Raw genomic sequence first — 23,572 nt, forward strand, 5'->3', positions numbered from 1 at the left:
ATCCCGGTGCGATGTGCCCGCCTCAGAACAGGGTGTTCATGAACTCCCAGCTGTTCATCGGCGGCGGCACTGCGTTGCCCAGATTGCGTGCCGGCAGCACGCAGCGCCCGCTCAGCACGTTGCCGGTGATCGCGGCCTTGGGAGACTGCGGGTCCGCCATCGCGATCAGGAGGCCCAGGCCTTCGAGGTTCGCGTTGAGCAGCTGGTTGCCGGTCACGGTGGCGATCTTCGGCCCGAGCAGGCAGGTCGTCGCGAGGAAGAAGAAGAACGTGCCTTCGCCGCGCGCGGCCGCGACGCGCACGAGATTGCCGTTCATCGTCACCGAGCCCTGCATGGCGGGGTCCGGCGAGCTGAACATCAGGAGCCCGGCTGCGTCCAGACCACTCATGTGATTCGCGTCGACGCGCACGTCCGGCACCGGCCCGGACGCTCCGGCGAAGGGCTGGGCGCCGAGCGTCGTCAGTTGCACCAGGAACTGGCCGATCTCGTTGAGCGAGTCCGGAAACTGGTAGAGCTGCGAAGCCAGCTCGACCGCGCCGACCTTCGCGTTCGGATCGGGGCTCCCCGCGCCCTCGAAGTCGATCACGACCTTGCCCGAAGACGGCACGATGCCGCCGAAGGTCTGGTCGACGGCAATGTTCGCGCCGCCTGCATCGGCGAACACATCGAAGCTGGTCAGCACCCGATCGTCGTTGATCGAGACATTGAAGACCCGCTGGCCCGGCTTGGTGTCGGCGATCTCCGCGAACTTGAGCCGCACCTGATAGTAGCCCGCGGGCAGGTTCGAAAAGGTGTAGCTGAAGCTGCCGAAACGCTCGCTCTGATAGAGCGCCTGATCCGACGCGGCGGGCAGCGCGTTGGTGATCGCCGCCGGGTTGGCCGGCCGGTTCAGGCTGCCTCCCGAGACCGCGACCCCGGCGGCATTGGCGTCGGGCGTCCATACGTCGCCCGTGCTGTCGGTGAAGCTCTTCGGCCCGGCATAGATGCGCACCGGCGGCGACGCCGCCTTCACGGCGGTGACGGCGATATCGCCGATGCCCTGTTCAGCGGGCAGGGGGTAGGCACAGGCCACGAGGCTGCCGAGCAGCATGGTGGTGTCGTAGGCGAACACGAGCTGGTCCTGCGGATCGACAATCCAGAGCCCGCCGCCGGCATCGACCTGATTGGCCGAAAAATCGACGGCGCCGGCTTGCGCCAGGATGAGCGCGGCGATATCCAGCCCCGAGAAATCGTTGTTCCGGATCGAGGCCGACATCAGGCTCGGCACCAGCACCTGACCGCCCGCCGCGGCCAGATTCTGGGTCTGCGGCGCGAAGACGGCGAGGGTGCGCAGCCCGTCGACCGCGCGCAGCACGCCGGTGGTGTGCGTGACGGCGGCAAGCGCCGCCTGATCGGCGGCTTTCGCGGTCTTTGCGGCCTTCGCATCGGTGCCAGCCGAAGCCGCCGTCGCCAGGTCGGTCAGCGGAAACCGGTTGATGCCGCCCGGCAGCCGGATGGGCGGCCGCGTCGTGGGCTTCTCCTTGCCCGGCGCATTGAATTGCACCGCGGGCGCCAGCAGGTAGCCCGCGAGAAACGGACCCGTGCCGCTGAAGGTGTTGCCTTCGAGCATGAGGCCGTCGTTGGCGCCGCCGCCGAACACGCCGACACCGAATCCGGTCTTGTTGGGCATGTCCTTGCCGAAGTTGCCGAACTCGAACAGGCAGTCCCTGATGGTGAGGTCCGCGCAGTTGATCGCGCGCACGCCGATCGAGACGACCAGTTGCCCGATGACGGAGTTCACGTCGGGCGGCAAGGCCGCGAGCGGCAATCCCGCGAAGGTCTTTTTGGGCGGCACGAAAGGAGCCTCGGGAATCTCGATCCGCAGGTTTTCCAGCCGTACATCGCCCGCGCCCACAATGACGATGACCCCGTCCTGAAACGCCCCTTCCGAACCCTTGCGCACCGACAGGACCACGTCATCGCCGCATCCCTTGATCGAGAGCCCGGAATGGGCCTCGGTCAACACGATCGGCTGGGTAAGCGGATACTCCCCCGCCTCCAGACAGACGGCGCTGCCGCGCTTGCTCTTGAGCCCTTCGATGATCGATTGCAGGGTCGTGTCGCCCTTGAGGTCCGACGGGCCGATGGTGACGTCGCAGCAGCAACCCGCGCCGCCGCCCGGCAGCGGCGGCCACAAGGTGCGGCAGTCCGAGACACCGTTCGGAAAAGTCACCACGGCCAGTTGCGCGTAGTGATGGTGAATGCCGCGCGGCGGCGCGGCTGTGAGCTTTTCCACGGTGCCGTCGGCGGTGCGCGCGGCGAAGCACCAGAAGTCCCTGGCGGCGTAGGTTCCACCCGTGATCGCGGCGTCGAGCGAGAAGCTGACCAGCACGCCGCTTTCGAGCATCACCTGCGTGCCCGCGGGCGGCAGGGGGATGGTCCCGGCCGGCACCGTCGCCGAGGCCGGGTTGTCGAGATCCCAGTAGACGGTCGCGCCATCGGCTGCAAGCACCTTGCCGGACTGGTCCCAGCGACGGATGCGCGTGTGGCGCGCGGCATCGGTGTTGCCCTGGCCATCGACCGGGTAGCTCGCGGGGGTGATGAGCGCGGTTTGTAGCGTGATGGTGCGCGTCGCGTCCTCGATCGACTTGATCTGGTGGATCTCGCCCGGCAGGCCGTTGAGCTCCTGCCAGTCGTCGGTGATCTCGATCCAGTCGAGCGGATTGAAGCGCAGCACATCGTCCCGGCCGACGCTCTGCACGACGAGCGTATCGGTGGCGGTGATCTGGAGCACGAGGGTGGCGATGGTGGCGTTGTCGCGCGACCACTTGAAGCTCGCGCCGCCGGCGTTGGCGCCGTCCTGGTGGATCTCGACCCGGTAGAGCTGGTTTTCCAGACCCTTGAAGCCGCTTGCCGACGGAATCTGGCAAGGGTCGGTCGGCAGCGGCACGTCGATCGCGTCGGTCGTCAGGCGCGAGGCTGACGGGTGAATCCCGGCCGCGTTCAGAAGGGCGCCGAGGTCCGCGCCGCAGGCCGTGCCCGCGCCGGTGTCCGCCAGCACCTTGACCTGCCAGACGGTCTGCAGGCGCTCGGTGGTATCGACGTTGACCGCCTTCTCGACGAGATCGGGCGCCTGCAGATGCGTCAGCTCGCGCTGCCAGACATCGACATACACGACGTGAGGCCCGGGTGTCGTCGGCAGCGCGGCCTGCATCGGAGCGAAGTAGTACGGCTGCTGGTCGTACGGCACGTCGGTGCTGCCGGTCTCTTCGTCGAGCACCGGGTCCCACAGCAGCGCGGGCGCCGCCGACGCGCCCTGGGTGCCGTCGGTCCACTTCAGCGGACTCGGCGCCGGCAGGCCGTGGTTCTCGGCGAGCAGGCCGTCCACGTACATGCGCCCGCGGCCGATCGTCAGCGTGAAGGCGCCCGACGAACTCGCCGACGGCGTGATGTTGAACCCGTCGGGCGTGGTGGCGCGCGGCACGGCAGCGATGCCGATGATATCGGCGGTGCCGGTCCGGATGCGGCGCATGACCTCCGCCACCCATTCGTTCCAGTCCTCGTCGAGTTGCACGCGGCCCTGCTGCATGACGACGCCGGCGTAGTCGTTCCAGGGGTCGAAGGTGAAGCGGCTGGCATCGAAGCTCATGACAGTTCCTCTCAACGCTCACAGGCGGCGGGCCGTGGCGATCGCCTCATGTTTCATAAAAGATTCCGGCCTCGAGCCCCACGCGCAGGTACTCGACGAGACGCACGCGCAGATTGGCCTCGCGCTGCGGCTGATACAGCTGATGGAAGGCGCCCATCTCGCCTTCGTCGCTCGCGCCGCGGCGGATCGCATCGGCGGTGACGGGCTCCATCTGCGCATAGCCGGGCGTGCCGAAGCGCAGGCTCGTGAAGCGCGGACCGAGGCCGACCGGCAGCCCTTCGTTCGCCACGACGCAAAGCGCCGCGACGTTCTCGCCCGGCAGCGGCGGCTGGCAGCGATAGCGCGACGGCACGCGCGACGTGACGGGCAAATAGGTGAAGCGCACGCAGCCGATCTGGCGGCGCTCGGCGAGCACGGGCGCCGTCCAGGTGTCGGCCGGGGCCAGCGCGGCGAGCAGCACCGAGTTCGATATCCGCTGCATGACCTTCGCGTTGACCTTGCCGATGACGGTCACCGCGTCGAGGCTCAGGGTGCCGCCCGCCGAAGCCGCATCGAGGCCCGCATAGGCCACGTTGGTGGACACCGTCGCATCGATGATGCTGTCGGTCGCCGTGGTGCTCGTGGACGGATCGGAGCGGATCGCGCCCGTGATCGATTGCGCGAGGGTCAGCGCCGTGTCCGGTAGCTCGACGACGAGCGCTGCGGCGGAAGGATCGGCCGGCGTGTTGTTGCGGTCGATCGCGGCGCCGGGCACCAGCGTGCAATGCGTGATCGTGAGCGCGCTCAGATGGTTCGGCTGGCCGCTCGCGTCGGGCGCGGCCGGCACGCGGATCGGGGCTTGCGCGATCTGCAGGCCATTGAGTGCGACCATCGTGTGGGCCGCGCCGCGCACGTCGAGTTCTGCCTGCAACAGCAGCGTCGGCATGAAGCCGTCGGCGGCGCGCAGTTCGAGCGTCGCGTTGGCGATGGAAGCATCGATCGACAGCGCCTCGGCATAAGTGCCGTTGTCCGCGATCTCGACGACGCCCGCGCCGCCCAGCGCGTTCAGCGCGCCCTGAATGGTCGGCTGGTCGGCCGGCACGCGCTGCACCGGACCGCCCGCATTCGGCGCCACCGCGAAGCTCGCCGCGCGGGCATATTCGCCGCCGCCCATGGCCGCGCTGAAGCCGCGATGAAAGCTCACCGTGACCGTAGTGCCCGGCCCCGGCGCGATGCTCGTCGGCATCACGAACCGGCCCGAGCGCGGATCGATCACCATCTTCCCGTCGCCGGGCTGCGTAAGCCATGTGGGCGCATCGTCCTTCAGGTTGCAGACCCGCACCGCTGCCGCATCGACTGCGGTTCCGTTCACCAGCACCTGCACGCTCTGGCCGTAGTAGTCGGGCAGATGAGCACCCATGACGCGCAGGCCGATCGGGTCGGGCACGTCGATCGGCAGCGCCAGATGCGTGACCGGCTCCTCGGTCTGCGGATTGTTGAAGAGCGGCATGTCGTTGCCGAGCGGGCTCATCCAGAAGCGCCACGGCGCCGCCGCATCGGCATGCGGCACGACGGCGGTGGCCGAAAACGGGCTGAGCCGCCAGAGGAAGATGCCGATGTTCGGGATGTTGAAGCGTCCGCGCCCGCTCGCGATGCGGCGCACGTCGACCGTATGCGACAGCGTGTCGAACGCGCCGCCGATGTAGTAGAGCGGCTCCCATTGGCGCAGGTCCGGCGCGTAGAGGCACTGCGCTCGCAAATGGTTCAGGTGCTGGGTGTCGCCCAGACGCTGGAAGAACTCGACCGCGCAGGCGCCCCAGCCGGTGACGTCGCGCGCGAGCTCTTCGAGCATCGCCGCGGTCCCCTTGCGCCGGCGAAACGAGATCGTGTGCCCGACTTCGGCGCGCGTGCTCGACACGTCGGGCGTGACCGCATGCACGCCCTGATAGCCGATCACGTCGCCGATATACGGGATCACCCAGTTCGCGCAGGTTTCGATGAACTGGTCGTCGTAAAGCTGTTTGAGGTTCTCCTCGATCACGAGCACCTGCTCGCCGATGACCGCGCAGAGCGACGCAAGCGGCCCGCGATCGCGCTTGGCGACGAGGTAGTCGAGGCGCGCCTGCTGCACCGGATCGGGATTCACGGCGGCGAGAAGCGCCGCGAGTTCGGCCTGCTCCGCCGGCGTGAGCAGCGTGACGCCCGCGACGAGGCCGCTGTCGCGCGAGCGGAACCACGCAGGCAGCAGCTCGAAGACCTGATCGACGGGCAGTGTCATGGCAGCGCTCCAAACGAAAGAGGCGCGGGGTCGAGGGTCAGGATCTCGTCGGTGTCCGCGGTGATCTGGAACGGCCGCCCGAACTGAAGCAGCGGCAGCCAGCCGATCGCCGCGCCAATGCGGCGAAGCTGCCGCACTTCGAGCGCGACCACGCCGGGGACCGGCTGTACCAGCGCATCGATCTCGTCGATCGACACCGGCTGGCCGAAGCTTCGGTTCGCGAACGAATAGCGGCTGCGCAGCGCAGCTTGGACCGCGGCCTGCACGGCCGCCGGGTCGGCATCGGCGGCCATTTTCAGGGCGATTCGCAACGTGAAGGTGGCCGGCGTGTAGGAGCTCAGCGTGATCGGCACGAACGGATCGCCGTAGGTGCGCAGCGACTGGAGCAGATGGATGTATGTATCGCTGTCCGGCGCGACCGTCGCGCCATCGACGCCGGCGATGGTGATGGCGATGCCCTTGCCCGGGCCGTTCGGCGTCCAGCTCGCGAGCGCCTTGGCGACACCAGCGAACGAGGCCGCGTAGTTCTGGTAGTCCAGCAGGGAGACCGCCCGGTCGAGCGTCAGCGCGGTGAGCGGCACGTTTTGTCGCGCATCGCCGATCGACTGCGGGTCCTGGCCGCCGCTCGCCGCCTCGGGATTGGTGACGCCGGTCACGCCGAGCGGGCGGTCGATCAGGTTCGTGATCGCGCCGGCGGCCACATTGCCCGCGACGCCCAGACCCACCCGGAACGACGCGCGCACGTTGTTCTGCCCGCTCGGCAGCCGCGCCCCTTCGACGCCGTCGCCGAACACCACCGTGGTCGAGCCGTCGTCGTTCACCGGCGCGCTGTAGGCGCGGTCGGTGGGCGCCGCGCCGTAGAGGCTCGCGACCGGCGTCCAGAGCAGGTCGTCGACCCGCACCTGCAAGGTCGAGACGGCGCCTGACGGCGTGTTCGCGCTGACGCAGGTCAGCGGCGAGGACGCCAGCGTGAAGCGCTGGTTGGGCGTGGCCGCCGAGCCCGAGCCGAGGATCGCGGTGGTCGAGGCGCCTTGCGTCGCCATCGCGACATTCGCATTGACCGTCACGGTGGCGCGGTCGTAGCAATAGTCCAGCTTCGCGGCCAGCGCGACCGTGGTCCGGTCCCGGTCGGTCGCGACCGCGGCGGCGCCCGCTGCGATCAGCGCGATTTCCTGCACGACCGGGTCCTTCTTGTCGGCGGCAACCAGTTCGAGCGCGCCTGAAGCAACGGAAGGCATGGACGTGCCGCCGTCGGTGAGCACGCCTTGCGTGCCGTCGCGGTCCTCGGCCTCGACGATGAGCGCAAGGCTCGCCGCGCCGGGCGCAAGCGCAGCGCCGAAGCTCGCGGGATCGAGCGCGGCCGGCGCGCCCGCGTCGAGGTAATCGACCGGCGCCGCGAGGGTCAGGACGTCGTAGGGCGCGAGCGTGCGGACCGCGCCCGTGTCCGTGACCAGCTGCACGCCGGTGACGCCTGCGCGGATGCGGATCTTCTGGCGCTGGCCCTGGATCGCCAGCGCCTGCCCCGGCGCGAGGCCGTCGACACGCGCCTGGAAGACGAGCGATGCCCCGTAGAGCGGATAGATGAGCGGCTGCGGCGCGAGCGCGAGCGATTCGCTCTGCGCGAGCACGAGCGTCGAGCGCAAGCCGAAACTGGAGAAGAACGCGGTGGTGTCGGGCGCAATCGAGGTGATCTTGGCCGAGAGGCCGAAGTTGCTGCGCGCGATCGCCGCCACCGCCTGCGCGAAATACAGCATGACGCGGCCTTGCAGCGAACGGCTGGCGCTGAAGGTGTCGGCGTTGTCGAGCAGAACCCAGCTTCCTTGCGTGACCTTGGGATACGCGCTGTCGAGGTCGATGGTCGAGCCGAGACCGAAGCCCGCCCACGTCCAGACGGGAGGCGTCGATCCGTCCGAAACCAGTTGATGCGTGATGGGCGTGGCGTTCCCGGAAGCGTCCGTGGTCGCGAGCAGGTTGGGATCGACGGCGTTGTAGCCGAAAAGCGCCGCCCGCTGCCGGAACACGAAGCACCGGGGATCGCGCTGCGCCGGTCCGACCGATCCGCTCGGCGCGCCCAGTCCCTCGTTCCACGCGATGAAGGTGCGGGCGTTGGCGGGATCGGCCACGACCGTGGTGACGACGCGCGCGTCCCAGTTCTCGTTGTTCGGATTGCCGATCCGCTCGGCGCCCACGATCAGGATCACGTCGCCGGGGTTGACCTGGGTCGAGGTGCCGGCGAGATAAAGGCTCGTGTCGCCGCGCGCGGGCTGCCAGCTCCGGCTCGTCTGCGCGGCGAGCGCCGACCACTCGGGGCGCGCCGCCAGGTCCGCGATGGTCTCGAAGGTCTGCGCCTTCTGCCCGGGCCCCGGCACGCTTTGCACCTGCGTGCCGGACGGAATCACGATGGCCGCTGCCTGCGGCTTGAGCGAGAAGGCGAGCCGGGCCTGCGCCGCGACGCCGGGCTTGAGCCGATAGCCGACCAGCGCGCCAAGCTCCAGCATCGAGCGGCGCTGCTGCGCGGTGCGCAGATAGCTCTCGTTGGCGAGCCGCTCCTGATAGAACGTCAACACATCGAACATGACGGCGGCCGAGTCGAGCAGCGCCATGCTGAAGTCGTCTCTCTGCCGCGAGCTGAGCCGGGCGAGCGCCGGATAGTCCGAGCTCGACAGCCGCGCCTGCATGCTCGCGAGAAAGCGGCCATAGTCGCCGACGCGGTAGCCGATCTCCGACAGGCCCGCGCGATTGACGACCGGCCCGGGCGTCTCCTGCGCGATGCCCGCGCAGCAGCCGCAAGTGCATTGGGCGGTTCCCAGGCATCCCATCATTTGCCTCCGCACATTTCGAGCGTGAGAACGCCGTTCTCGGGGAAGTTCGGTTCGTTGTCGAGGCGCGCGATCTCGAGCCGGCCGAGTGTCATCTCGCCGCGCGCCAGATACTGGCCGTCGTCGATGCCCTGGCGCTGGAAGGTCGTGACCCGCACCGAGCCCACGCCGGGCACGCTGCGCGCCGCCGCGTAGATCGGGCTCAGATAGACCGTTTGTCCGAAGCTGAAGTTGTCGGGGTCGAAAAGGCCGCGGCGGCCGTCGGGCAACTGCCGCGCGCCGAGCGCATCGATGAGCGCCGCCTCGACGTCACTGCGGAAATAATCGGGATCGACGCAGACGAGGAGACCGAGTTCGAGCGAGACATAGACCGGCGCCTGGAGCTGCAGGTCGTAGCCCGCCATGCGGTAGGACTCCAGATACGCGGCGAGTCCGGACAAGAGCGACGGCGACGGCGCCCCGCCGCCGACCGGATCGACCGTGATGAACACCGTGTACCAGGAGCCGGTCCAGCGGAACGTCGCGGCGGCGCGCTGCACGCCCGGATACATGCCCGCGCGCGCCTCGTAGTCGGCGGCCGTCACGCAGCGCTCCTGCGTGCGGTATGCCTCGGGGGCGCGGCGCCTGATCTGGTCCGCGCTTTCCGGGTCCTCTCCTCCGCTCGCGGGCAGCGGATTGACGACGCAGGTGATCCGCGCATCGGCCGCGAGCACATGGAACAGCGACGCTGCGCCCACGTTGCCCACGCTGCCGTTGCCGACCCGGTAGCCGGCGGTGAACCAGGAGCCCGATGACGGGCGGCGGCCGTTGGTGTCGTCGCCGAAGCGCAGGGTCGCGCTGCCGTCGTACTCGATCTCGACGACGAAGTCGGTGGCCTGCGAGCTGCTTTCCAGCAGGTCGGGCTCGGGGTTCCATGCAACGTGCTCGGCGCCGAGCGACTCGTCCAGCGCGATCGCGGGGCGCGCGTCGTGCGCGCTCCAGGTCATCGCCGCGCTGGCCGGCAGCCCGGCCTGGAGCCGCCAGACTTTCGTGACGGGATCGACATCGACTGCGAGCGGCGCGGCCTGGGTGAGCGGCGCATTCGCGAGCGCGGGCGAGTAGCGCGGCGGCAGCATCGCCGGCGTCACGGGCGTGCAGCGGTCGCTTCCGGCTTGCGCAAGAACGAGTGTGGGCTCCGGCACGATCCCGAGGTCCTCGCCTTCGATGCTGCGGCCATGATCGGCCAGCACGATGTTGCCGAGCGCGATGCTGACGTTGGCGAGCGGCGCCGCCCCGTGCGCGGCATCAGTCACCGACGACAGGCAAATTGGAAACGGCAGCGCATCCTCCGCCTGCCACCGTATTTCGGTAATCTGATTGAGGCTGCCGTCGCCGCTGGGCAGCGGATCGACGAGCGGATTGCCGCTGCCGTCGGCCGCGCTCACCGCTGTGAGGCGCACGGCGCACCGATGGCCGGGGTCCGCGTCGGCGGGCTCGCCCGTGTCCGGGCCCAGCACTTCCTGAAACACCAGCACGTCGCCCGCCTGCAGATCCGGCAGATGCCCGGCGAGCGTCGCCGACATTGTGCCGGCAGGCAGGCAGCAGCGCGCGTCGCTCCAGCAGTAGAAACCGATTGCGTTGTGGGCCGTGTAGAGCGTCGCGTCGGTCATCGGCTCGAATACCTGCGCGCCGCTCTCGTCGGCGAGTTGCAGTTCGTGCGAGCCCGCCGTGAGCACGGGCGGCAGGCCGGGCACGCGCGTGTAGAAGCGCGTACCGGTGCGCGCGAGCGGCACGGCGTCGCCGTTGACCCGCACCTGCACCCAGGCGCGCGCGTTGCAGCCGTCGCTGACGCGGTAATCGACGAGCACGGCATGGCGGCGCAGCGATACGCGCTTTCGCGCGGTATCGAGATAGGCCTCGGTGGCGATCGCGTCCTGCTCGTAGCTCAGGTAATCGCCGACATAGGCGAGCAGCTCGGCGAGCGTGATGCCGGCGTCGGCTGCGTTGGTCGCCATCCACTGGGGCGAAAGCTGCGCGATCCGGTCGAGAATCAGCGTGCGAAAGCTCGGATAGTCCTTGACGAGGTAGCTGATCTGTGGCGACGTTTCAACCGGCGGCGGACAGACGACGCTTGGCTGGCAGTCGAAAGGCGACGCGCATTCGACCTTGAAGCTGAAATCGACCGTGCAGAGCCGCGGATCGAAACCGGCGGGCGGCGCATTATTGCCGCCTTGCACCGAACCGACCAGCGTGAGCGTGTAGAGCGAGTGGTCGCCGTTGCTGCCGGTGCGCACGAGCAGGATGCGCGCCGCGTCCGGCAGACCGGTGAAGTAGCTGCGCTCCGGGTCCACCACGCTTGCCGGCGGATTGCTCGCCGGCGCGACCCAGCTCACGGGAATATCGCGGATGCGCGCGCCGCCGGTTATCTGGATGTTGTCGCGCGTGAGCGCGGGCGCGTTCAGCAGCAGGTGAACGAGCAGCGTCTTTTGCGGCGGGCTGCCCGCGGGCGCGTCGTGATCGAGCACCTCCAGATAGTCGATGCCGTTGATCGGCGGCGCACCGCCCTTCTCGTTGAAGGCGGCGACGAGATCGCGCCGCAGCGTGTCGCAGCAGTGGTAGCTCATGGCGACCCTCCGGTGGTGAAGGTCTGGACTTCGCGCGCCTGCGTGTCACGCACGACGTACTGCACGCTCACCGCGAGCGTCGCGTCGACCGCGTTGACGGCGACACCTTCGACCACGATCAGGTCGCCGAGCCACTTCTGCAGCGCGCCCTGCACGAGGAATTGCAGCGCGGCCGCCGCCGAGTCGCTGTTCGGCGCGAAGACCTGCTGCAAGAGCCCGCAGCCGAAATCCGGACGGTTGACGCGCTCGCCCGGCGAGGTGAACAGCACGAGCTCGATCAGCTCCCTGATGTAGTCGGCGTCGCCCGCCTGCGCGGTCCGGCCGCAGCCGTCGAACTGGTAGGGGAATCCGAGGTTCATGGCGTTCCTTCCTCAGGTCGGCTCAGGTGGCGCTCAGGTGGCGATCGCACGCGTCTGCGCGGAAACCGGCATGAGCGGCGTCCCGGTGGGCACGCACACCGATACGCCGGACAGGATCGCGAGGGGTTGCCCGAGCGACGTGACCCGCACCGCGCCCACGAGCCACTGGGCGGTCACGCACGGGCCGTTGCCCGCGGGCGGCGCGAAGGCGCAGCCGGCGACGGAGTAAGGCGCCGCGATGGTGGCCACCGGCATGCCGCTCGCCGTGACGCGCGGGCTCGGCGCGGTGGGCATCGCCTGTCCGCCATGCGCGCACAGCACGACGGCGCCGGAGTGGAGGATGGGCCCGGGCATGGCTACACCACCGTCAGGGCGCCGAGGTTGATATCGACGGTGGGCCCGATGAGCGAGATCGAGGCACCCTGCCCGTTCTGGATGTAGATGCCGGTCTCGTTGATTACCAGCATCGCGCCCGACAGCGTCTTCAGGATGATCCCGCCGGTGGCCGGCGTCGGCGCCGAATCCGAGAGGATCAGCGTGTTCTGGCCGGTCGTCTGCATGACGATGTTCTGGCCGGGCGGAATCGGCGGCGGCGCGACGGCGAGCGGCGGCACGTCGGCGACGAGTCCCCAGAAGCCGCCGGTCCAGATCGGGTAATCCGGATTGCCCTGCTCGAACTCCATCCAGATCGAGGAGCCGATCGGCGGCACGATGAACACGCCCGACTGGATGCCGGCCGCCGGCACGCAGGGCATCGCCCAGCTCGACGGCAGCTCGCCCAGCACGTCGGGCACCTGCGCCATCAGCCGTCCGCGCTGCTCGGGGTCGATGTTCTGGAGCACCGTCGCGCGGTACTTGCCGTAGTAGCGGTTCGGCGCGGCGGGTCCGGTGCCCGGGCCCTGCACGGCGGTTTCGGGAGCATTCATGGCAACACCCTCGGGACGGTCGAGACCAGGCCGTTCCTGGTCAGGGAGAAGCTCTGCTTGTATTCGCCGGGCTTGATCTTGTGCGTGACGCTCTTCACGTAGTGCAGCCCGTCGAAGGCCATGCCCGCGCCGCGCACGCCGACCAGCCCGCGCGGGCTCAGGATGTGGCCGTAGCGCGTCACGTCGAGGGTGCCCTCGCCGGTCACCGCGTCGGCCCACCGCGCGGCCTTGGCGAGGCCGATCATGATGGCCTCGGGGACCGGGCGCTTGGAGAGATCGTCGGACACGGGCTGCAGGTCGGTGAGGCTCGCCGGGATCGGCGGGATGGCGCCGAGCGGCGGATTGAGCGGCGTGATCGGCGGAATCGGGATCGGGATCGTGACGCCGGTCTCTTCGCTGTAGATAAAGACCGTCGGTATCCGGCACTTCTGGCTGTCGAAGTTAAAGCTCAGCGACTCGACGTTCGAGGCCGCGTCCATGTCCATGTTCAGCGACGGCTGCGGCACGCCCGCCTTGATGAGCGGCCCCCAGTAGGCGACGCTCGCGCCCGGCACCGGCCCCGGGTTCAGGTAGAACACATAGCCGACCTGATCGGCGAGCGCCTGGATGTAGCTGAGATCGGTGCCCTGCTGCGCGGCGATCGCCTCGGTCGGCAGGACTTCGCTGATCATGATGCTCGGAATGATGAGCGGCACGATGCCGAGGAACGACCACTTCGCGAGCAGCAACGCCACGCGCCCTTCAGCGGGCGTGGCCGGAAACGGAAAGCCGCTGAAGTTGATCTGGTTCATCAGCGCCGTCAGGTCCTCGCCCGTGAGCACGAGCGTGGCGTGGGTGTTGCTCGAACCCGGCACGATCTGGTGATTGGTGATGACGCCGTCCATCAGCACCTGCGCGTTGCCCTTGACCACCACCGTCACGATCACGCGCAGGAACAGGATCGGATTGCCGCCCGACAGCAGGAACAGTGTCTCCAGCGGCGAGCGGTTGGAGATCGCGAACGAGATCTGGAACGTGCTCGCACCGAGATCGCGGGTCGTGACCTCGACGCTCACGAGCGCATCGAGCACCTCGCGCGGCACCGGAATCGGCACGAGCGGTCCGATCATGAGCGACAGGTTGACGCTGCTAAGCACCTGTTCCTCCCGGCACCGATTGCGGCAAGGTGATGGAGAGCGTGTTGCCCTCGGTCAGCAGGTCGGCCGGGCGCACGGCGCCGTTGGCGTCGGCGATGCGCCAGAAGAGGATCGGGTCGCCCAGATAGGTCGAGGCGATCAGGTCGAGGCGGTCGTTCTGCCTGACCTGCACCTGCCCGATGACCGAAAAGAGCGCCGGGTCGGGCACGAAGCGGCGCGCCAGATACGACGCCGTGCGTCCGTCGGCGAAGGTGTAGGTCTGCGTGGCGGTGGCGGCGTAGCGGCTGTTCGCGGGAAACGCGGCCGTCGGAATCACACCGGCTTCGAGCATCTGCTGCAACGGGTTTTTCATGCGCGGCCTCCGAGGGGATTGGCGTTCAGGCCGAGCACCGAGAGCGCCGCCGAGACGCTGCGCGCGGCCAGTTGTTCCTTCTGCGCGAGGTAGCTCATGAACAGGATGCCGCCCGGATGCTGATAGCCGAGATCGTCGACCGAGAGCACGCGCAGGCCGAGCGAGATCTTGGCGCGGATCGGGTTGAGATCGGGATCGAAGGCTTCCTCGGTGATCGAAAAATCGGTGAGGCGCACCGGCGTGATGCGGTTCCTGCTCCAGACGAAGAGCAAAAGCGGCGACTCCATCGGAATGATTTCGAGCATGCCCTGCGCTTCCAGCGCGCTGTTGGCGAGCAGGTCCGCCGAGCTGGGATGCGCGAGGATCTCCAACGTGGCGAGCTGCGGATGGATGCCGAACAGGACGGCATCCGGATGGTTGTCGGGGTCGGCGAGCTGATCGGTGGCGTCGATCTCGGCTTCGAGCTTGATGGTCTCGACCGCCGGGCCCTTCAGGCGCATGGCTTCCGAACGGTCCTTTTCCTCGCTCGCGAGCGCCTGCGGCGCGAGGCTGCGGGTCAGCGTGTCGGGGTTGTATTGCAGCGAGATCACGCGCTGGATGGTCGAGGTGGCGACATCGGCCACGACGATGCCCGCCTTGAGCAGCTTCGGGGAGTTGGGGAACGCGCTCATGGTTTGCCCGCCTTGGTGGCCTTCGATGCCGCCGGATAGGCAGCGCCGACCAGCTTGCGCTCGCAAGCATCGGGACCCGAACGCGCGGCCTGCGCGCCTGCGCTCTCGGGGATCTTGTCGATCTTGGCCGATGTGCCTTTGGGCGGTATCTGCGCGCCGGCGGCGAACACCGGCATCAGCACCTCGACGCGCCGCTCCGCCGGCGAGCCGGGCAGCGCACCCGGGCTGGCGGGGTCCGAGTCCTGCACGCCGTTCACGCGCGTGAACCGGTCGACCTCCGTGCTCATCCCGAGCGGTTTCAGCAGGTCCGTCGCGCCGTCGGTCCGCAGCATCTGCCGGACCGACGACGCGCGCTTGTCGCTGACATCGGGGCTCGCCTTCGCGGCCGCCGCCTCATTGCGATCGCTGTGGCCGATGACGTCGATGAAGGTGCCGTTCTGCAAGCTGTAGCTGGCCGCGAAGCGCAGTTTCGCCTGCTCGGCGGCGGGCAGGAGCGCGGCGTCGGACACGCCGCCGCCGAAGCCCGACACGGTCAGCCGGTCGACCGACTCGCCGCGGTGCGCGCCGGAGCCGGCCAGACCGCGCAACTGATTGGCCGGCACGCCCTGCTCGCTCGAAATGGTGTTTTCGATGCGGACTGTGGGATCGTGCACATCGCTCGTCAGCCGATCCCCTGACGGATGCGCGCCGATCTGCATGAGTGCCGCGTGGCCGCACAACTCATGGCCGGCGGTGGGCACGAGGCCCTGAAAGGCTGGCACGCCGCGCGCCGTGTAGCTGCCCCAGTCGAGCGGCGTGCGCTCGCTCGGCAGCACGATATCGCCACCGCTACCCGCGGGACGCGTGAAGGACGAGACCAGCTGGCTGACGTGGATGGTCCAGATATCCGTTGCATTGACGAGGATCTTCAGGCAGCAGCATCCGGTCGCATTGGGGCCGCCGGCGAGCTGTTCGGGCGCGACGCTCGCTGCGCCTTTCGCGACGACCTCGCCGCTGCCCGCGAGTCCGCCCGCGGCGCCCTTGTCGACGCCGAACGATGGGCACAGCACGCCGATCACGCGGTCCATCATGTCGAGCCGTTCGAAGGCCGACAGATTCGCGGCCGGATCGGCATCGACGAGCTTCGCGAGCGGCCTGCCGCCCGCGCCCGTCAGGCTCGAACCGGGATCCACCACGAGGCGGCGCTGCACCGAGGGCGTCGTCTTGTCGAGCGGCGGCACGTGACGGTCGGCCGCCACCTCGCGCGCGCTCTCGTCGGCCGCCTTTTCGCGCGAAGGCGCCGTCGCGACGCGCTCGTCCCCGCCACGGCTGCCTGCGCCTTCCTGCTGCACGACATGCGCGAGTTCATGCGCCAGCAGATCGAGCCCGTTGCGCGATTGGGGATCAAAGGCGTTGGGCGCGAAGAAGATGTCATGGCCGACGGTGTAGGCCTGCGCGCCCATCGATTGCGCCGCCTGCGCGGCGTCGGCATCGATGTGGATGCGGATCTTGCCGAAGTCGTGTCCGAAGCGCAGTTCCATCGCGCGGCGCGTCGGCGCATCGAGCGCGCGTCCGGGCGCCTGCCGAGCCTCGCGGACCATCGCCGGCGGGCTCGCCGAGTCGAGCGCGCCAAGGCGCGCGGCCGGGCTCGCGGGCCTCGCCTCGCGGCAATCCGCGCAACCGACGCCGCAGTCGCACGACTTCGCGGCGCCGGGCATGTCGGCCGGCGTGAACGGGTGAGTGAATCGCGACCGGTTCATCGCTTGAGCCCTCGCCCGATCGCGCGGCCGACCTGCACGCCGAGCGTACGCGCGGCCGGTGCGGACGCAAACCGGAGACGCGGCAGACGCAGCATCGGCGGGCTGCCGTCGCGCACCAGCCGCGTCGCGACGCCGGGCTGGCCGAGCATACGCGTCAGCTCCTCGCTGAGACCGCGCGCGAGCGCGTGGCGGTCTTCCGGCCGCACGCCGCGCAGCACCAGCGTGTCGATCGAAAGATGGATGCGCCTGACCGGCGTGCTCATAACCATCCCCGTGTCTCCTGGTCCGAGAGCGTGCGCTCGATCTTGCGCGCCTCGCTGTGACTCGCCGCGAGCAGATGCCGCATCGTGACCGGACCGCCCTGCTCGGCGGCGAGAAAGGCGGCGTTGAGCGCGATGTTGCGGATGTTGCCGCCCGCCAGATGCGCCTGCGCCAGCTTGCGCGGATCGACGCCCTCGACCGGCGCTGCTTTCGGAAAGGCGCGCTGCCAGATCGCTTCGCGCAGCGCGGCATCGGGAAACGGAAACTCGACCACGAAGCGCAGCCGGCGCTGGAACGAGCGATCGAGCGAAGTGCGCAGGTTGGTGGTAAGGATGGCCACGCCGCGATAGGCCTCGATCCGCTGCAGCACGTAGCCGACTTCGATGTTGGCGTAGCGGTCGTGGCTGTCCTTCACTTCGCTGCGCTTGCCGAAGAGCGCGTCGGCCTCGTCGAAGAGCAGCACCGAGCCGGTGTCCTCCGCGGCATCGAACACCTGCCGGAGGTTCTTCTCGGTCTCGCCGATGTACTTGCTTACCACCGACGCCAGATCGATACGGTAGAGATCGAGCGCGAGCTCGCGCGCCAGCACTTCCGCCGCGAGCGTCTTGCCGGTGCCGCTCTCGCCGACGAAGAGCGCGCTGATGCCGAGGCCTCTGGCGCTCGCCGCGGCGAAGCCCCAGTTGTCGTACACCTTCATGCGCTGGCGCGCCTGGGCGACGATCTGCCGCAACGTCGCGGCTTCGGTCGCGGGCACGACAAGGTCGTCCCACGAAGCCGTGGCCTCGATGCGCTGGGCGAGGTCGTCGAGACGGCGGCGTCCGAGGACGCGGCACGCCTGCCACGCGACGGTTTCGATCTCGTCAGCGTCGGCGGCGCGGGCCGTGATCTCCCGGCCGGCGCGGCGGATGCTGTCGGCGCTGAGGCGAAACTGCAAGGCGAGGCGATCCAGCGCGCCGTTGAGCTTCGGCGCCACCGGCCCGAGCGCCTCCTTCCACAGGCGCAGCTGCTCCTTAGGCGCGGGCTTGTGCACGTCGAAGACGCGGCTCGGAGCACGCAGCCCGACGGCATCGCGCACGCCGAGCAGCACGAGCCCCTGCATGCCTTCCAGACAGTGCCGCAAAGGCGGCGGCAGCGTGCCGTCGCCGCACTGGACTAGCAGCGAGGCCGGCAGCAGCGCGGCCTCGCGCAGCCACAGCGTCTGGAACAGATCGAGGTCGGAAGGCATCACGCCCGCGCTGACATCGAGCACGTACAGATGCAGGCCGAGCGCGTTCGCGACGCGCGCAGCCAGTTCCTCCTTGCCGTCCGCATCGTCGCCGGCGAGCTGGATGAGCGGCGCGGGACGATCCGCAGCCAGCAGCTCGCGCACGATCGCATCGGCCACCCCGGCGTGGGATTGCAGGCTTCCCCGCACCGCCGTGCAGTGACGCAGAAGCGGCGCGAGCCGCCGGTCGAGCTCGTTCAGGCCCGCGACGAAATGCAGGATGCGCTCGTCAAGGTGAAGCGGGCTTGTCGCCAGCATGGCGCCCGGCTCCACATCGACGAGACGCCAGCGCCGCAAGGTCGCGGCGGGCGTCAGCGCGCTCCAGTGGGGCTCGTCGAGCACCGCCAGCGCGAGCCCGAAGGTCGGATTGGCCGCACGTCCGAGGCCGAGGGCCGCGCCGCACGCCTGCGCGAGCGCCGCATCCATCTCGGTGCCCGCGCACAGCAGGATCAGCTCCCGCTCGAAGGGCGTGAGCGCGAACGCCTCGGCGAGACGGCCGATCGCCGTCGCGGAGTTCGCATCGGCGAGCGCATCGTCGCGGGGCGTGTGCGCCGCCTGCTCGCCGGCGAGCCGCGCGTGCAATGCCGCGAACACGGCGAGCAGCGCGCGTTGGTTCGCATCCAGCCAGTCGTTGGCGCAGGCGGCTTGCATGGCTAGGTCACCGTGATCGTCTTGTTCAGATAGGCCGGCGGGCTGGCGGTCGGATCGATGATGAAACTGTCGATGCCATCGACCTCGACGCGCGCGAGGTAGGTCCCGGGCGCAACCGGCGCGACGAAGTTCAGATTCGAGGACGTGCCCGTGAGCGGCGTGGCCGCCACCTGCGTCGCGCCGAGCAGCAGCGCGACCGATTGCTCCTGAAGGACCGGCGGCGCAACGGCGAGGTTGATCGTGACGCTGCCGCCGCCCCCGGCGACGCTCATCGGCAAGGCGGTGGTGATGGCGGGCGCGATCACGAACGGCAGCGCGTTGGTCGTCACCTGCTTGGGCTGACCCGCGAGCAGCATCACCGAAAGCTGGTACACGCCGACCGGCCAGCTCGCGGCCGGATTCGACGGCAAGGCCGGCGGCAGCACGAACTGCACGCCGGTGCCGGTGCTCGGCGCCGCGGCGGTAATCGACTCGCGGATGCCGAACTTGTCGTTCGAGAGCAGGATGCGCGGCGCGGGATCGGCCAGCGCAATGCCGTTGACGGTGACGGTGTCGCCGATCAGCGCGGCCGGCTGCCCGAGCGCCGGCACCACGCCCGTGATGTTCGGCACCGCCGGAACCAGCCCGGTCTGCGCGGTGATGTTGCGCGTGAGCACCGGCAGCGGCGAAACCGAGGGCTGTTCGAGGCGGATCAGCACGACCGTCACCTGAAACGAGAAGGTGGGCCGGTAATGCGCCTGCATCGCCGTCCAGAAGCGCGACATCTCCTCGGTGTTGAGCGGAAACGGCGATATCTTCAGCTGCTCGTACTGGTCGGCGAGGCCTACTATTTTGAGCGGCGCCTGATAAGCCACCGAGGTCGTGCTGACGCCGCCGCCATTGAGCGCGGCGCGCACGATGTCGCGCGAGAGCACCGGTGTCTCGTGGAACACCTGCAACGCGTAGCCGAGCAGCACCTCGGCTTCCAGATCGGCCGATCCGTAGGCCGTGAGGAAGTAGTGCATGTCGATGGCGAGCGGCGGGTTGGTCATGCGCCGGCCGGTCTCGTCGCGTGAGGGCAGCTCGCGGTTGCGCCACGCCATGTTCGGGTAGACCTGATGCAGGAACAGATTGATGCGAGGCTTGGCATTGGCGACCGTCAAATCGATGAGATCGGGCGGCATGGCGCTCACCGTGACCACCTGACCCGAGCCTCCGGTCACCAGCGGCACGCCCATGCCGTTCGCGAGCATGTACTCCAGCACCGCCGTGACGCCGGCCACCGCGTAGGAGGTGCTCATCGCGTGCCCTCGCGCCGCTTCGCCTCGTACTGGGCGAGCGACATCACCGGCTGGCGCCGGGGCGGCACGGCCTTCAGCGCGGGCGCCGCGAGTTCCGCGCTGACTTCGATGCGTCCGATCGTGACGTGGATGTCCGGCAGCGCCGCCACCGGTGGCGGCAGCGCGCCGGGCGCGGTGCGGACCGCGGACGGCGTTGCGGCGGCCCGCCACTCGCTCATCGCCTGCGTGCGAGCCGCCGGCCACGGTTGCCCGCGTGGCGTGGCTTCCGATGCCTCGCGCGGCGCTGTGGCCGGCTCCGGCCACAGCGCGCCGCGGCCGGGCTGGTCCTGCGCAGTGACGGCGTCGCGGGGTCCTTCTTCATGGCGCACGGCGGCTATTGGGTTCGTGGCCTGCGCCTGCGCCTCCTCCTGCGCGGGATGATGTTCGGCGACGACGCCTGGGTGCGCCCGCGCCTTTGCGGCCGCCGCCCGCACCGCGGGCGCCGAAGCGCCCGGACCGGCGTCCCGTCGGCTCGCGGCGACGGGCATAGATTCGTCATCCGTTCCGGCCGGCGGCGGCGCCGGGTCGAAGAGCGCAAGCAGGTCGCGCCGGGGACGCGGCAGCGCCTCGCCCGAGCCATCCCGGCCGCGCCGCGAGGACCGCACCATGTTCGCCAGATAGCCTTTCATGCGAGCAGTTCCAGATAGGCCTTGCGGCGCGCGGGCGCCATCCCGAGGATGTCCCGTTCCGACCATCCGTAAGCGCGCGCCAGCCGATGGACTTCGACGAGCAGCACACGGGCGCGCACGTCGATCTCTTCGCGGAAATATCCGGGCAGATCGAGCGGCTGGTCCCAGACGCAGCGGCAGTCGGGACAGGCGAGGCTCAGCTCAAGGTTGCCCAGCGGATCAGCGGCCTCGAACGCGGCGTCGAGCGAAGCCAGCAGGGCGTCGGTCCATTCGACGCGGGCCGGATCGTCGATGCAGCACGCGCGCGCGAGCGCCACGACCGCGTCGCGCTCGTCGTCAAGACCGCTCACGGCGACGAGATCACGGCGCGTCGGCAGGCGAAAGCCCAGGCCCTGTACGCAAAGCGCAGGCGCGCCGGCGTGATCGGCCGAGCCGTCGCGCTGGACCTTCAGAAGCGCATCGGCATCGAGCTCGAATTCGAGCCGCGCGCCGCATTGCGGACAGTCCATCGCGGCTTCGAGCGTCGGGCCGAACGTGGCGCAGCGCAGTTCGAGCAGCGCCGCCTGGCAGCGCGCGAGCGGCCATTCGTCGAGCTGCGCGTCGCCCGGCATGCGCGCACTCGCGAATAGGTCGGCGCAGTCGTCGCAGTCGTCGCGACGGCGAGCGTTCCGCCGGGCCCAGATGTCGAGCAGCAACGCGTCGTCCAGAGGCTGCATGGATCACCCAACCGGCGGTTCGGTGAAGCTCGGTTCCTGCGGCTCGACCACGTCGTAGTCGCGCTCCCAGCCCTCGTTTTCGAGCTTCAGGTGCTGAATGGCGACGGCGTTGGCATTGGCGTCGAGATCGGGCAGCGACTGGTATTCGGACACCCAGCAGCGGTAGACCTTGTATGCGATGGCGAGCTGCCCCGCCTCGTTGTAGAACTCGAGGATGATGTCCTTGCGGAAATCCTGCAGCGAGACTTCCTTGCCGGGACCGCCGACATAGTTCCAGACCTTGTTGGCCCACTGCTCGAACTCGGGATCGTGGGTGACGCCGCGCTCGAGCGTGATCGCCTCGTACTTGCTGCGCCCCGGCGATTTGCGCGAGCTCGAATGGTCGCCGCCTTCGCGGTGCTCGACCACTTCCGTGGTGCGCTTGAGCGCGCTGCACTTGCTGATGCCCGCCACGTAGCGGCCGCCCCACTTGATGCGAAACTTGAAGTTCTTGTAGGGATCGAAGCGGGACGTGTTGACGCTGAACTGTGCCATCGCGTTCTCCTAGGTCTGCACCTGGCCGGCCATCTGCTGGATCTGCAGCACCACGAATTCCGCTGGCTGCAACGGTGCGAATCCGACCCACACGTTCACCACGCCCATGTTGATGTCGTTCTGGGTGGTGGTCTGGCCGTCGCACTTGACGAAGTACGCCTCGCGCGCCGATGCGCCCTGGAACGCGCCCTTGGTGTAGAGCTCATGCATGAAGGCACCGACGTTCAGGCGCAGCTGCGCCCACAGCGGGTTGTCGTTCGGCTCGAACACCGCCCACTGCGTGCCGCGGTAGAGCGATTCCTCCAGGTAGAGGGCGAGCCGCCGGACCGGCACATACTTCCACTCGGACCCCACCTGGTCGTTGCCTTGCAGGGTTCGCGCTCCCCACACCACGTTGCCGTACACCCTGAAGCTTCGCAGGCAGTTCACGGCCATGATGTTCAGCGTGCCGTTTTCGAGGTCGGTCAGCGGGATGTCCAGTCCGGTCGCCCCGGTGAGACTCGCGTCGACGCCCGCGGGCGCCTTCCAGACGCCGCGCGAGGCGTCGGTCGATGCGTAGATGCCGGCGACGAAACCGCACGGCGGATAGGAATCGATTCGCCCCTGCTGCAGCGGGTCCGGCGCGTCCACCCACGGGTAGTAGAGCGCCGAGTTGATCGAATCCTTGCCGGTGATCTGGCTGCTCGGCCCGTTGGCCTCGAAGGTGGCGAGGCTCACCGTCGGATCGGAATCGACGATCAGGAAGGCGCGGTGCGTGCGGCAGTAGCCCTGGAGCAGGGCGATCGTCGCCGCATCGGTCTCGGCCGGCACGCACAGCAGGTTGAAGAGGTCGACCCGGTCGAGCAGGTACACGCCGCCGCTGCCGGTGTTATCGGCGTTGAGCGCCGTGTGGAACCCCGATGTGCCCGGCGTCAGCACGCTGCCGTCGAGACTCGAGCCCGCGAGCGTATACGGCGACGGCGGCGAGCCGCCTCCGGGCGGATTGGGCTTCGGCGCCACCGTCGTGATGCTGCTCAGCTGGACGAAGCTCGATCCGCTGTTGACGACGCTGCCGACATAGCGCCCTTGCGGATCGGCGGTGTCGTTCGAGAGATTGGTGAAACTCTCGACGATCGATTCGCTGCCGCCGGCGGGCGTGTAAGTGACGAGCACGGAGAAGCGCGTCGCATCGCCCGGCTTGGCCACGATGCGCACGCCATAGAAGGTCGCCCACATGCCGGGGCTCGACGCCGTCGCCACGAAGGCCGTGCCGCTGCTCGTATCGGGCACGCTGACTTTGGCCGAACCCGCGGTCGTCGAGTCCACGAGACGGATGATATAGGCCTGCTGTCCGCCGTTGTTGAAAAACTGGTTGACGCTGTAGCCGAGCGTGCTGCGGGAGTCGAGCCCACCGAAGACGCGCTGGAACTCGGGCCAGCTCTGCACCAGTGTGGCCTGCGTGGTCGGACCCTGCGCGGCCCAGCCGATGAATCCGGTGATCGATGTGGCCACGCCCACGATAGTGTGGATGCCGCTCGGCACTTCTTCGATGTACACACCCGGGAAAGTGTAGGTCGTCATGGTTGGCGTCTCTATGGGCACGAGCGTCGCCAGTGCGCGCCGCTTCGTGCGCTTGAAAAGCGAGCGGCATGCCAAAGCGCCTGATCATGCGCAATCAGGCAGCGAGAGCGTTGATTGAAAAGGCAGGCGCGAGAACGCGACGCGGTGC

The 23,572-nt window shown here is 69.0% G+C and carries 18 protein-coding genes; all 18 read right to left on the reverse strand.

Annotation, left to right across the window (positions count from 1 at the left end; genetic code table 11):
- Positions 1-22: 22 nt before the first annotated feature.
- The 18 genes from AWB74_RS30495 to AWB74_RS30580 are packed head-to-tail and all read right to left on the reverse strand — an operon-like array spanning position 23 to position 23,424.
- Entirely contained in the window at positions 23-3,628 is a 3,606-nt protein-coding gene (locus AWB74_RS30495) for a DUF6519 domain-containing protein (protein WP_061150355.1), read from the reverse strand.
- 46 nt (positions 3,629-3,674) lie between these two features.
- The gene (locus tag AWB74_RS30500) at positions 3,675-5,885 is read right to left on the reverse strand and encodes a hypothetical protein (RefSeq protein WP_061150356.1); all 2,211 of its coding nucleotides are present in this window, start codon (positions 5,883-5,885) and stop codon (positions 3,675-3,677) included.
- Positions 5,882-8,704 (reverse strand): putative baseplate assembly protein, encoded by a 2,823-nt coding sequence (locus AWB74_RS30505; RefSeq protein ID WP_061150357.1) that lies wholly within the window; start codon positions 8,702-8,704, stop codon positions 5,882-5,884. Before AWB74_RS30505 ends, AWB74_RS30500 begins: the two co-directional genes overlap by 4 nt.
- A complete protein-coding gene (locus AWB74_RS30510; protein WP_061150358.1) occupies positions 8,704-11,307 on the reverse strand; it encodes a putative baseplate assembly protein in 2,604 nt (867 codons plus the stop codon). Before AWB74_RS30510 ends, AWB74_RS30505 begins: the two co-directional genes overlap by 1 nt.
- The gene (locus tag AWB74_RS30515) at positions 11,304-11,666 is read right to left on the reverse strand and encodes a GPW/gp25 family protein (protein WP_061150359.1); all 363 of its coding nucleotides are present in this window, start codon (positions 11,664-11,666) and stop codon (positions 11,304-11,306) included. The genes AWB74_RS30510 and AWB74_RS30515 overlap by 4 nt, the downstream gene beginning before the upstream one ends.
- A gap of 33 nt (positions 11,667-11,699) precedes the next feature.
- Positions 11,700-11,987: a hypothetical protein gene (locus AWB74_RS30520; RefSeq protein ID WP_235024737.1), complete on the reverse strand. Its 288-nt coding sequence runs from the start codon at positions 11,985-11,987 to the stop codon at positions 11,700-11,702.
- A 35-nt stretch (positions 11,988-12,022) separates the two neighbouring features.
- Positions 12,023-12,592: a phage baseplate assembly protein V gene (locus AWB74_RS30525; protein WP_061150361.1), complete on the reverse strand. Its 570-nt coding sequence runs from the start codon at positions 12,590-12,592 to the stop codon at positions 12,023-12,025.
- The gene (locus AWB74_RS30530) at positions 12,589-13,701 is read right to left on the reverse strand and encodes a hypothetical protein (RefSeq protein WP_061150373.1); all 1,113 of its coding nucleotides are present in this window, start codon (positions 13,699-13,701) and stop codon (positions 12,589-12,591) included. The genes AWB74_RS30525 and AWB74_RS30530 overlap by 4 nt, the downstream gene beginning before the upstream one ends.
- A 19-nt stretch (positions 13,702-13,720) precedes the next feature.
- Positions 13,721-14,080, reverse strand: a complete 360-nt coding sequence (locus AWB74_RS30535; protein WP_061150362.1) for a hypothetical protein — start codon at positions 14,078-14,080, stop codon at positions 13,721-13,723.
- The gene (locus AWB74_RS30540; protein WP_061150363.1) at positions 14,077-14,751 is read right to left on the reverse strand and encodes a hypothetical protein; all 675 of its coding nucleotides are present in this window, start codon (positions 14,749-14,751) and stop codon (positions 14,077-14,079) included. The genes AWB74_RS30535 and AWB74_RS30540 overlap by 4 nt, the downstream gene beginning before the upstream one ends.
- On the reverse strand, positions 14,748-16,490 hold the full coding sequence (locus AWB74_RS30545) for an eCIS core domain-containing protein (protein ID WP_087039298.1): 1,743 nt from the start codon (positions 16,488-16,490) through the stop codon (positions 14,748-14,750). Before AWB74_RS30545 ends, AWB74_RS30540 begins: the two co-directional genes overlap by 4 nt.
- Positions 16,487-16,759: a hypothetical protein gene (locus tag AWB74_RS30550; RefSeq protein WP_143749336.1), complete on the reverse strand. Its 273-nt coding sequence runs from the start codon at positions 16,757-16,759 to the stop codon at positions 16,487-16,489. The genes AWB74_RS30545 and AWB74_RS30550 overlap by 4 nt, the downstream gene beginning before the upstream one ends.
- Positions 16,750-18,666 carry an ATP-binding protein gene (locus AWB74_RS30555; RefSeq protein ID WP_061150366.1) on the reverse strand — a complete coding sequence of 639 codons (1,917 nt, stop codon included), beginning with the start codon at positions 18,664-18,666 and terminating at the stop codon, positions 16,750-16,752. The genes AWB74_RS30550 and AWB74_RS30555 overlap by 10 nt, the downstream gene beginning before the upstream one ends.
- A gap of 2 nt (positions 18,667-18,668) precedes the next feature.
- Positions 18,669-19,946 carry a DUF4255 domain-containing protein gene (locus tag AWB74_RS30560; RefSeq protein WP_061150367.1) on the reverse strand — a complete coding sequence of 426 codons (1,278 nt, stop codon included), beginning with the start codon at positions 19,944-19,946 and terminating at the stop codon, positions 18,669-18,671.
- A complete protein-coding gene (locus tag AWB74_RS30565; RefSeq protein ID WP_061150368.1) occupies positions 19,943-20,614 on the reverse strand; it encodes a hypothetical protein in 672 nt (223 codons plus the stop codon). Before AWB74_RS30565 ends, AWB74_RS30560 begins: the two co-directional genes overlap by 4 nt.
- Entirely contained in the window at positions 20,611-21,330 is a 720-nt protein-coding gene (locus AWB74_RS30570; RefSeq protein ID WP_061150369.1) for a hypothetical protein, read from the reverse strand. Before AWB74_RS30570 ends, AWB74_RS30565 begins: the two co-directional genes overlap by 4 nt.
- A 3-nt stretch (positions 21,331-21,333) precedes the next feature.
- The gene (locus AWB74_RS30575) at positions 21,334-21,864 is read right to left on the reverse strand and encodes a phage tail protein (RefSeq protein WP_061150370.1); all 531 of its coding nucleotides are present in this window, start codon (positions 21,862-21,864) and stop codon (positions 21,334-21,336) included.
- A 9-nt stretch (positions 21,865-21,873) separates the two neighbouring features.
- Complete coding sequence (locus AWB74_RS30580) at positions 21,874-23,424, reverse strand: phage tail sheath family protein (RefSeq protein WP_061150374.1); 1,551 nt, start codon at positions 23,422-23,424, stop codon at positions 21,874-21,876.
- Between the last annotated feature and the right edge of the window lie 148 nt (positions 23,425-23,572).

Source organism: Caballeronia arvi, from assembly GCF_001544695.2.
Classification (GTDB): Bacteria; Pseudomonadota; Gammaproteobacteria; order Burkholderiales; family Burkholderiaceae; genus Caballeronia; species Caballeronia arvi.

Excerpts from the sequence above, each read along its gene's own strand:
- AWB74_RS30565 (WP_061150368.1), bottom strand. The coding sequence starts at position 20,614 with ATGAAAGGCTATCTGGCGAACATGGTGCGGTCCTCGCGGCGCGGCCGG.
- AWB74_RS30555 (WP_061150366.1), bottom strand. The coding sequence starts at position 18,666 with ATGCAAGCCGCCTGCGCCAACGACTGGCTGGATGCGAACCAACGCGCG.
- AWB74_RS30550 (WP_143749336.1), bottom strand. The coding sequence starts at position 16,759 with ATGGTTATGAGCACGCCGGTCAGGCGCATCCATCTTTCGATCGACACG.
- AWB74_RS30535 (WP_061150362.1), bottom strand. The coding sequence starts at position 14,080 with ATGAAAAACCCGTTGCAGCAGATGCTCGAAGCCGGTGTGATTCCGACG.
- AWB74_RS30570 (WP_061150369.1), bottom strand. The coding sequence starts at position 21,330 with ATGCAGCCTCTGGACGACGCGTTGCTGCTCGACATCTGGGCCCGGCGG.
- AWB74_RS30540 (WP_061150363.1), bottom strand. The coding sequence starts at position 14,751 with ATGAGCGCGTTCCCCAACTCCCCGAAGCTGCTCAAGGCGGGCATCGTC.
- AWB74_RS30515 (WP_061150359.1), bottom strand. The coding sequence starts at position 11,666 with ATGAACCTCGGATTCCCCTACCAGTTCGACGGCTGCGGCCGGACCGCG.
- AWB74_RS30530 (WP_061150373.1), bottom strand. The coding sequence starts at position 13,701 with ATGATCGGACCGCTCGTGCCGATTCCGGTGCCGCGCGAGGTGCTCGAT.
- AWB74_RS30495 (WP_061150355.1), bottom strand. The coding sequence starts at position 3,628 with ATGAGCTTCGATGCCAGCCGCTTCACCTTCGACCCCTGGAACGACTAC.
- AWB74_RS30500 (WP_061150356.1), bottom strand. The coding sequence starts at position 5,885 with ATGACACTGCCCGTCGATCAGGTCTTCGAGCTGCTGCCTGCGTGGTTC.
- AWB74_RS30525 (WP_061150361.1), bottom strand. The coding sequence starts at position 12,592 with ATGAATGCTCCCGAAACCGCCGTGCAGGGCCCGGGCACCGGACCCGCC.
- AWB74_RS30580 (WP_061150374.1), bottom strand. The coding sequence starts at position 23,424 with ATGACGACCTACACTTTCCCGGGTGTGTACATCGAAGAAGTGCCGAGC.
- AWB74_RS30510 (WP_061150358.1), bottom strand. The coding sequence starts at position 11,307 with ATGAGCTACCACTGCTGCGACACGCTGCGGCGCGATCTCGTCGCCGCC.
- AWB74_RS30545 (WP_087039298.1), bottom strand. The coding sequence starts at position 16,490 with ATGAACCGGTCGCGATTCACTCACCCGTTCACGCCGGCCGACATGCCC.
- AWB74_RS30560 (WP_061150367.1), bottom strand. The coding sequence starts at position 19,946 with ATGAGCACCTCCTACGCGGTGGCCGGCGTCACGGCGGTGCTGGAGTAC.
- AWB74_RS30505 (WP_061150357.1), bottom strand. The coding sequence starts at position 8,704 with ATGGGATGCCTGGGAACCGCCCAATGCACTTGCGGCTGCTGCGCGGGC.
- AWB74_RS30575 (WP_061150370.1), bottom strand. The coding sequence starts at position 21,864 with ATGGCACAGTTCAGCGTCAACACGTCCCGCTTCGATCCCTACAAGAAC.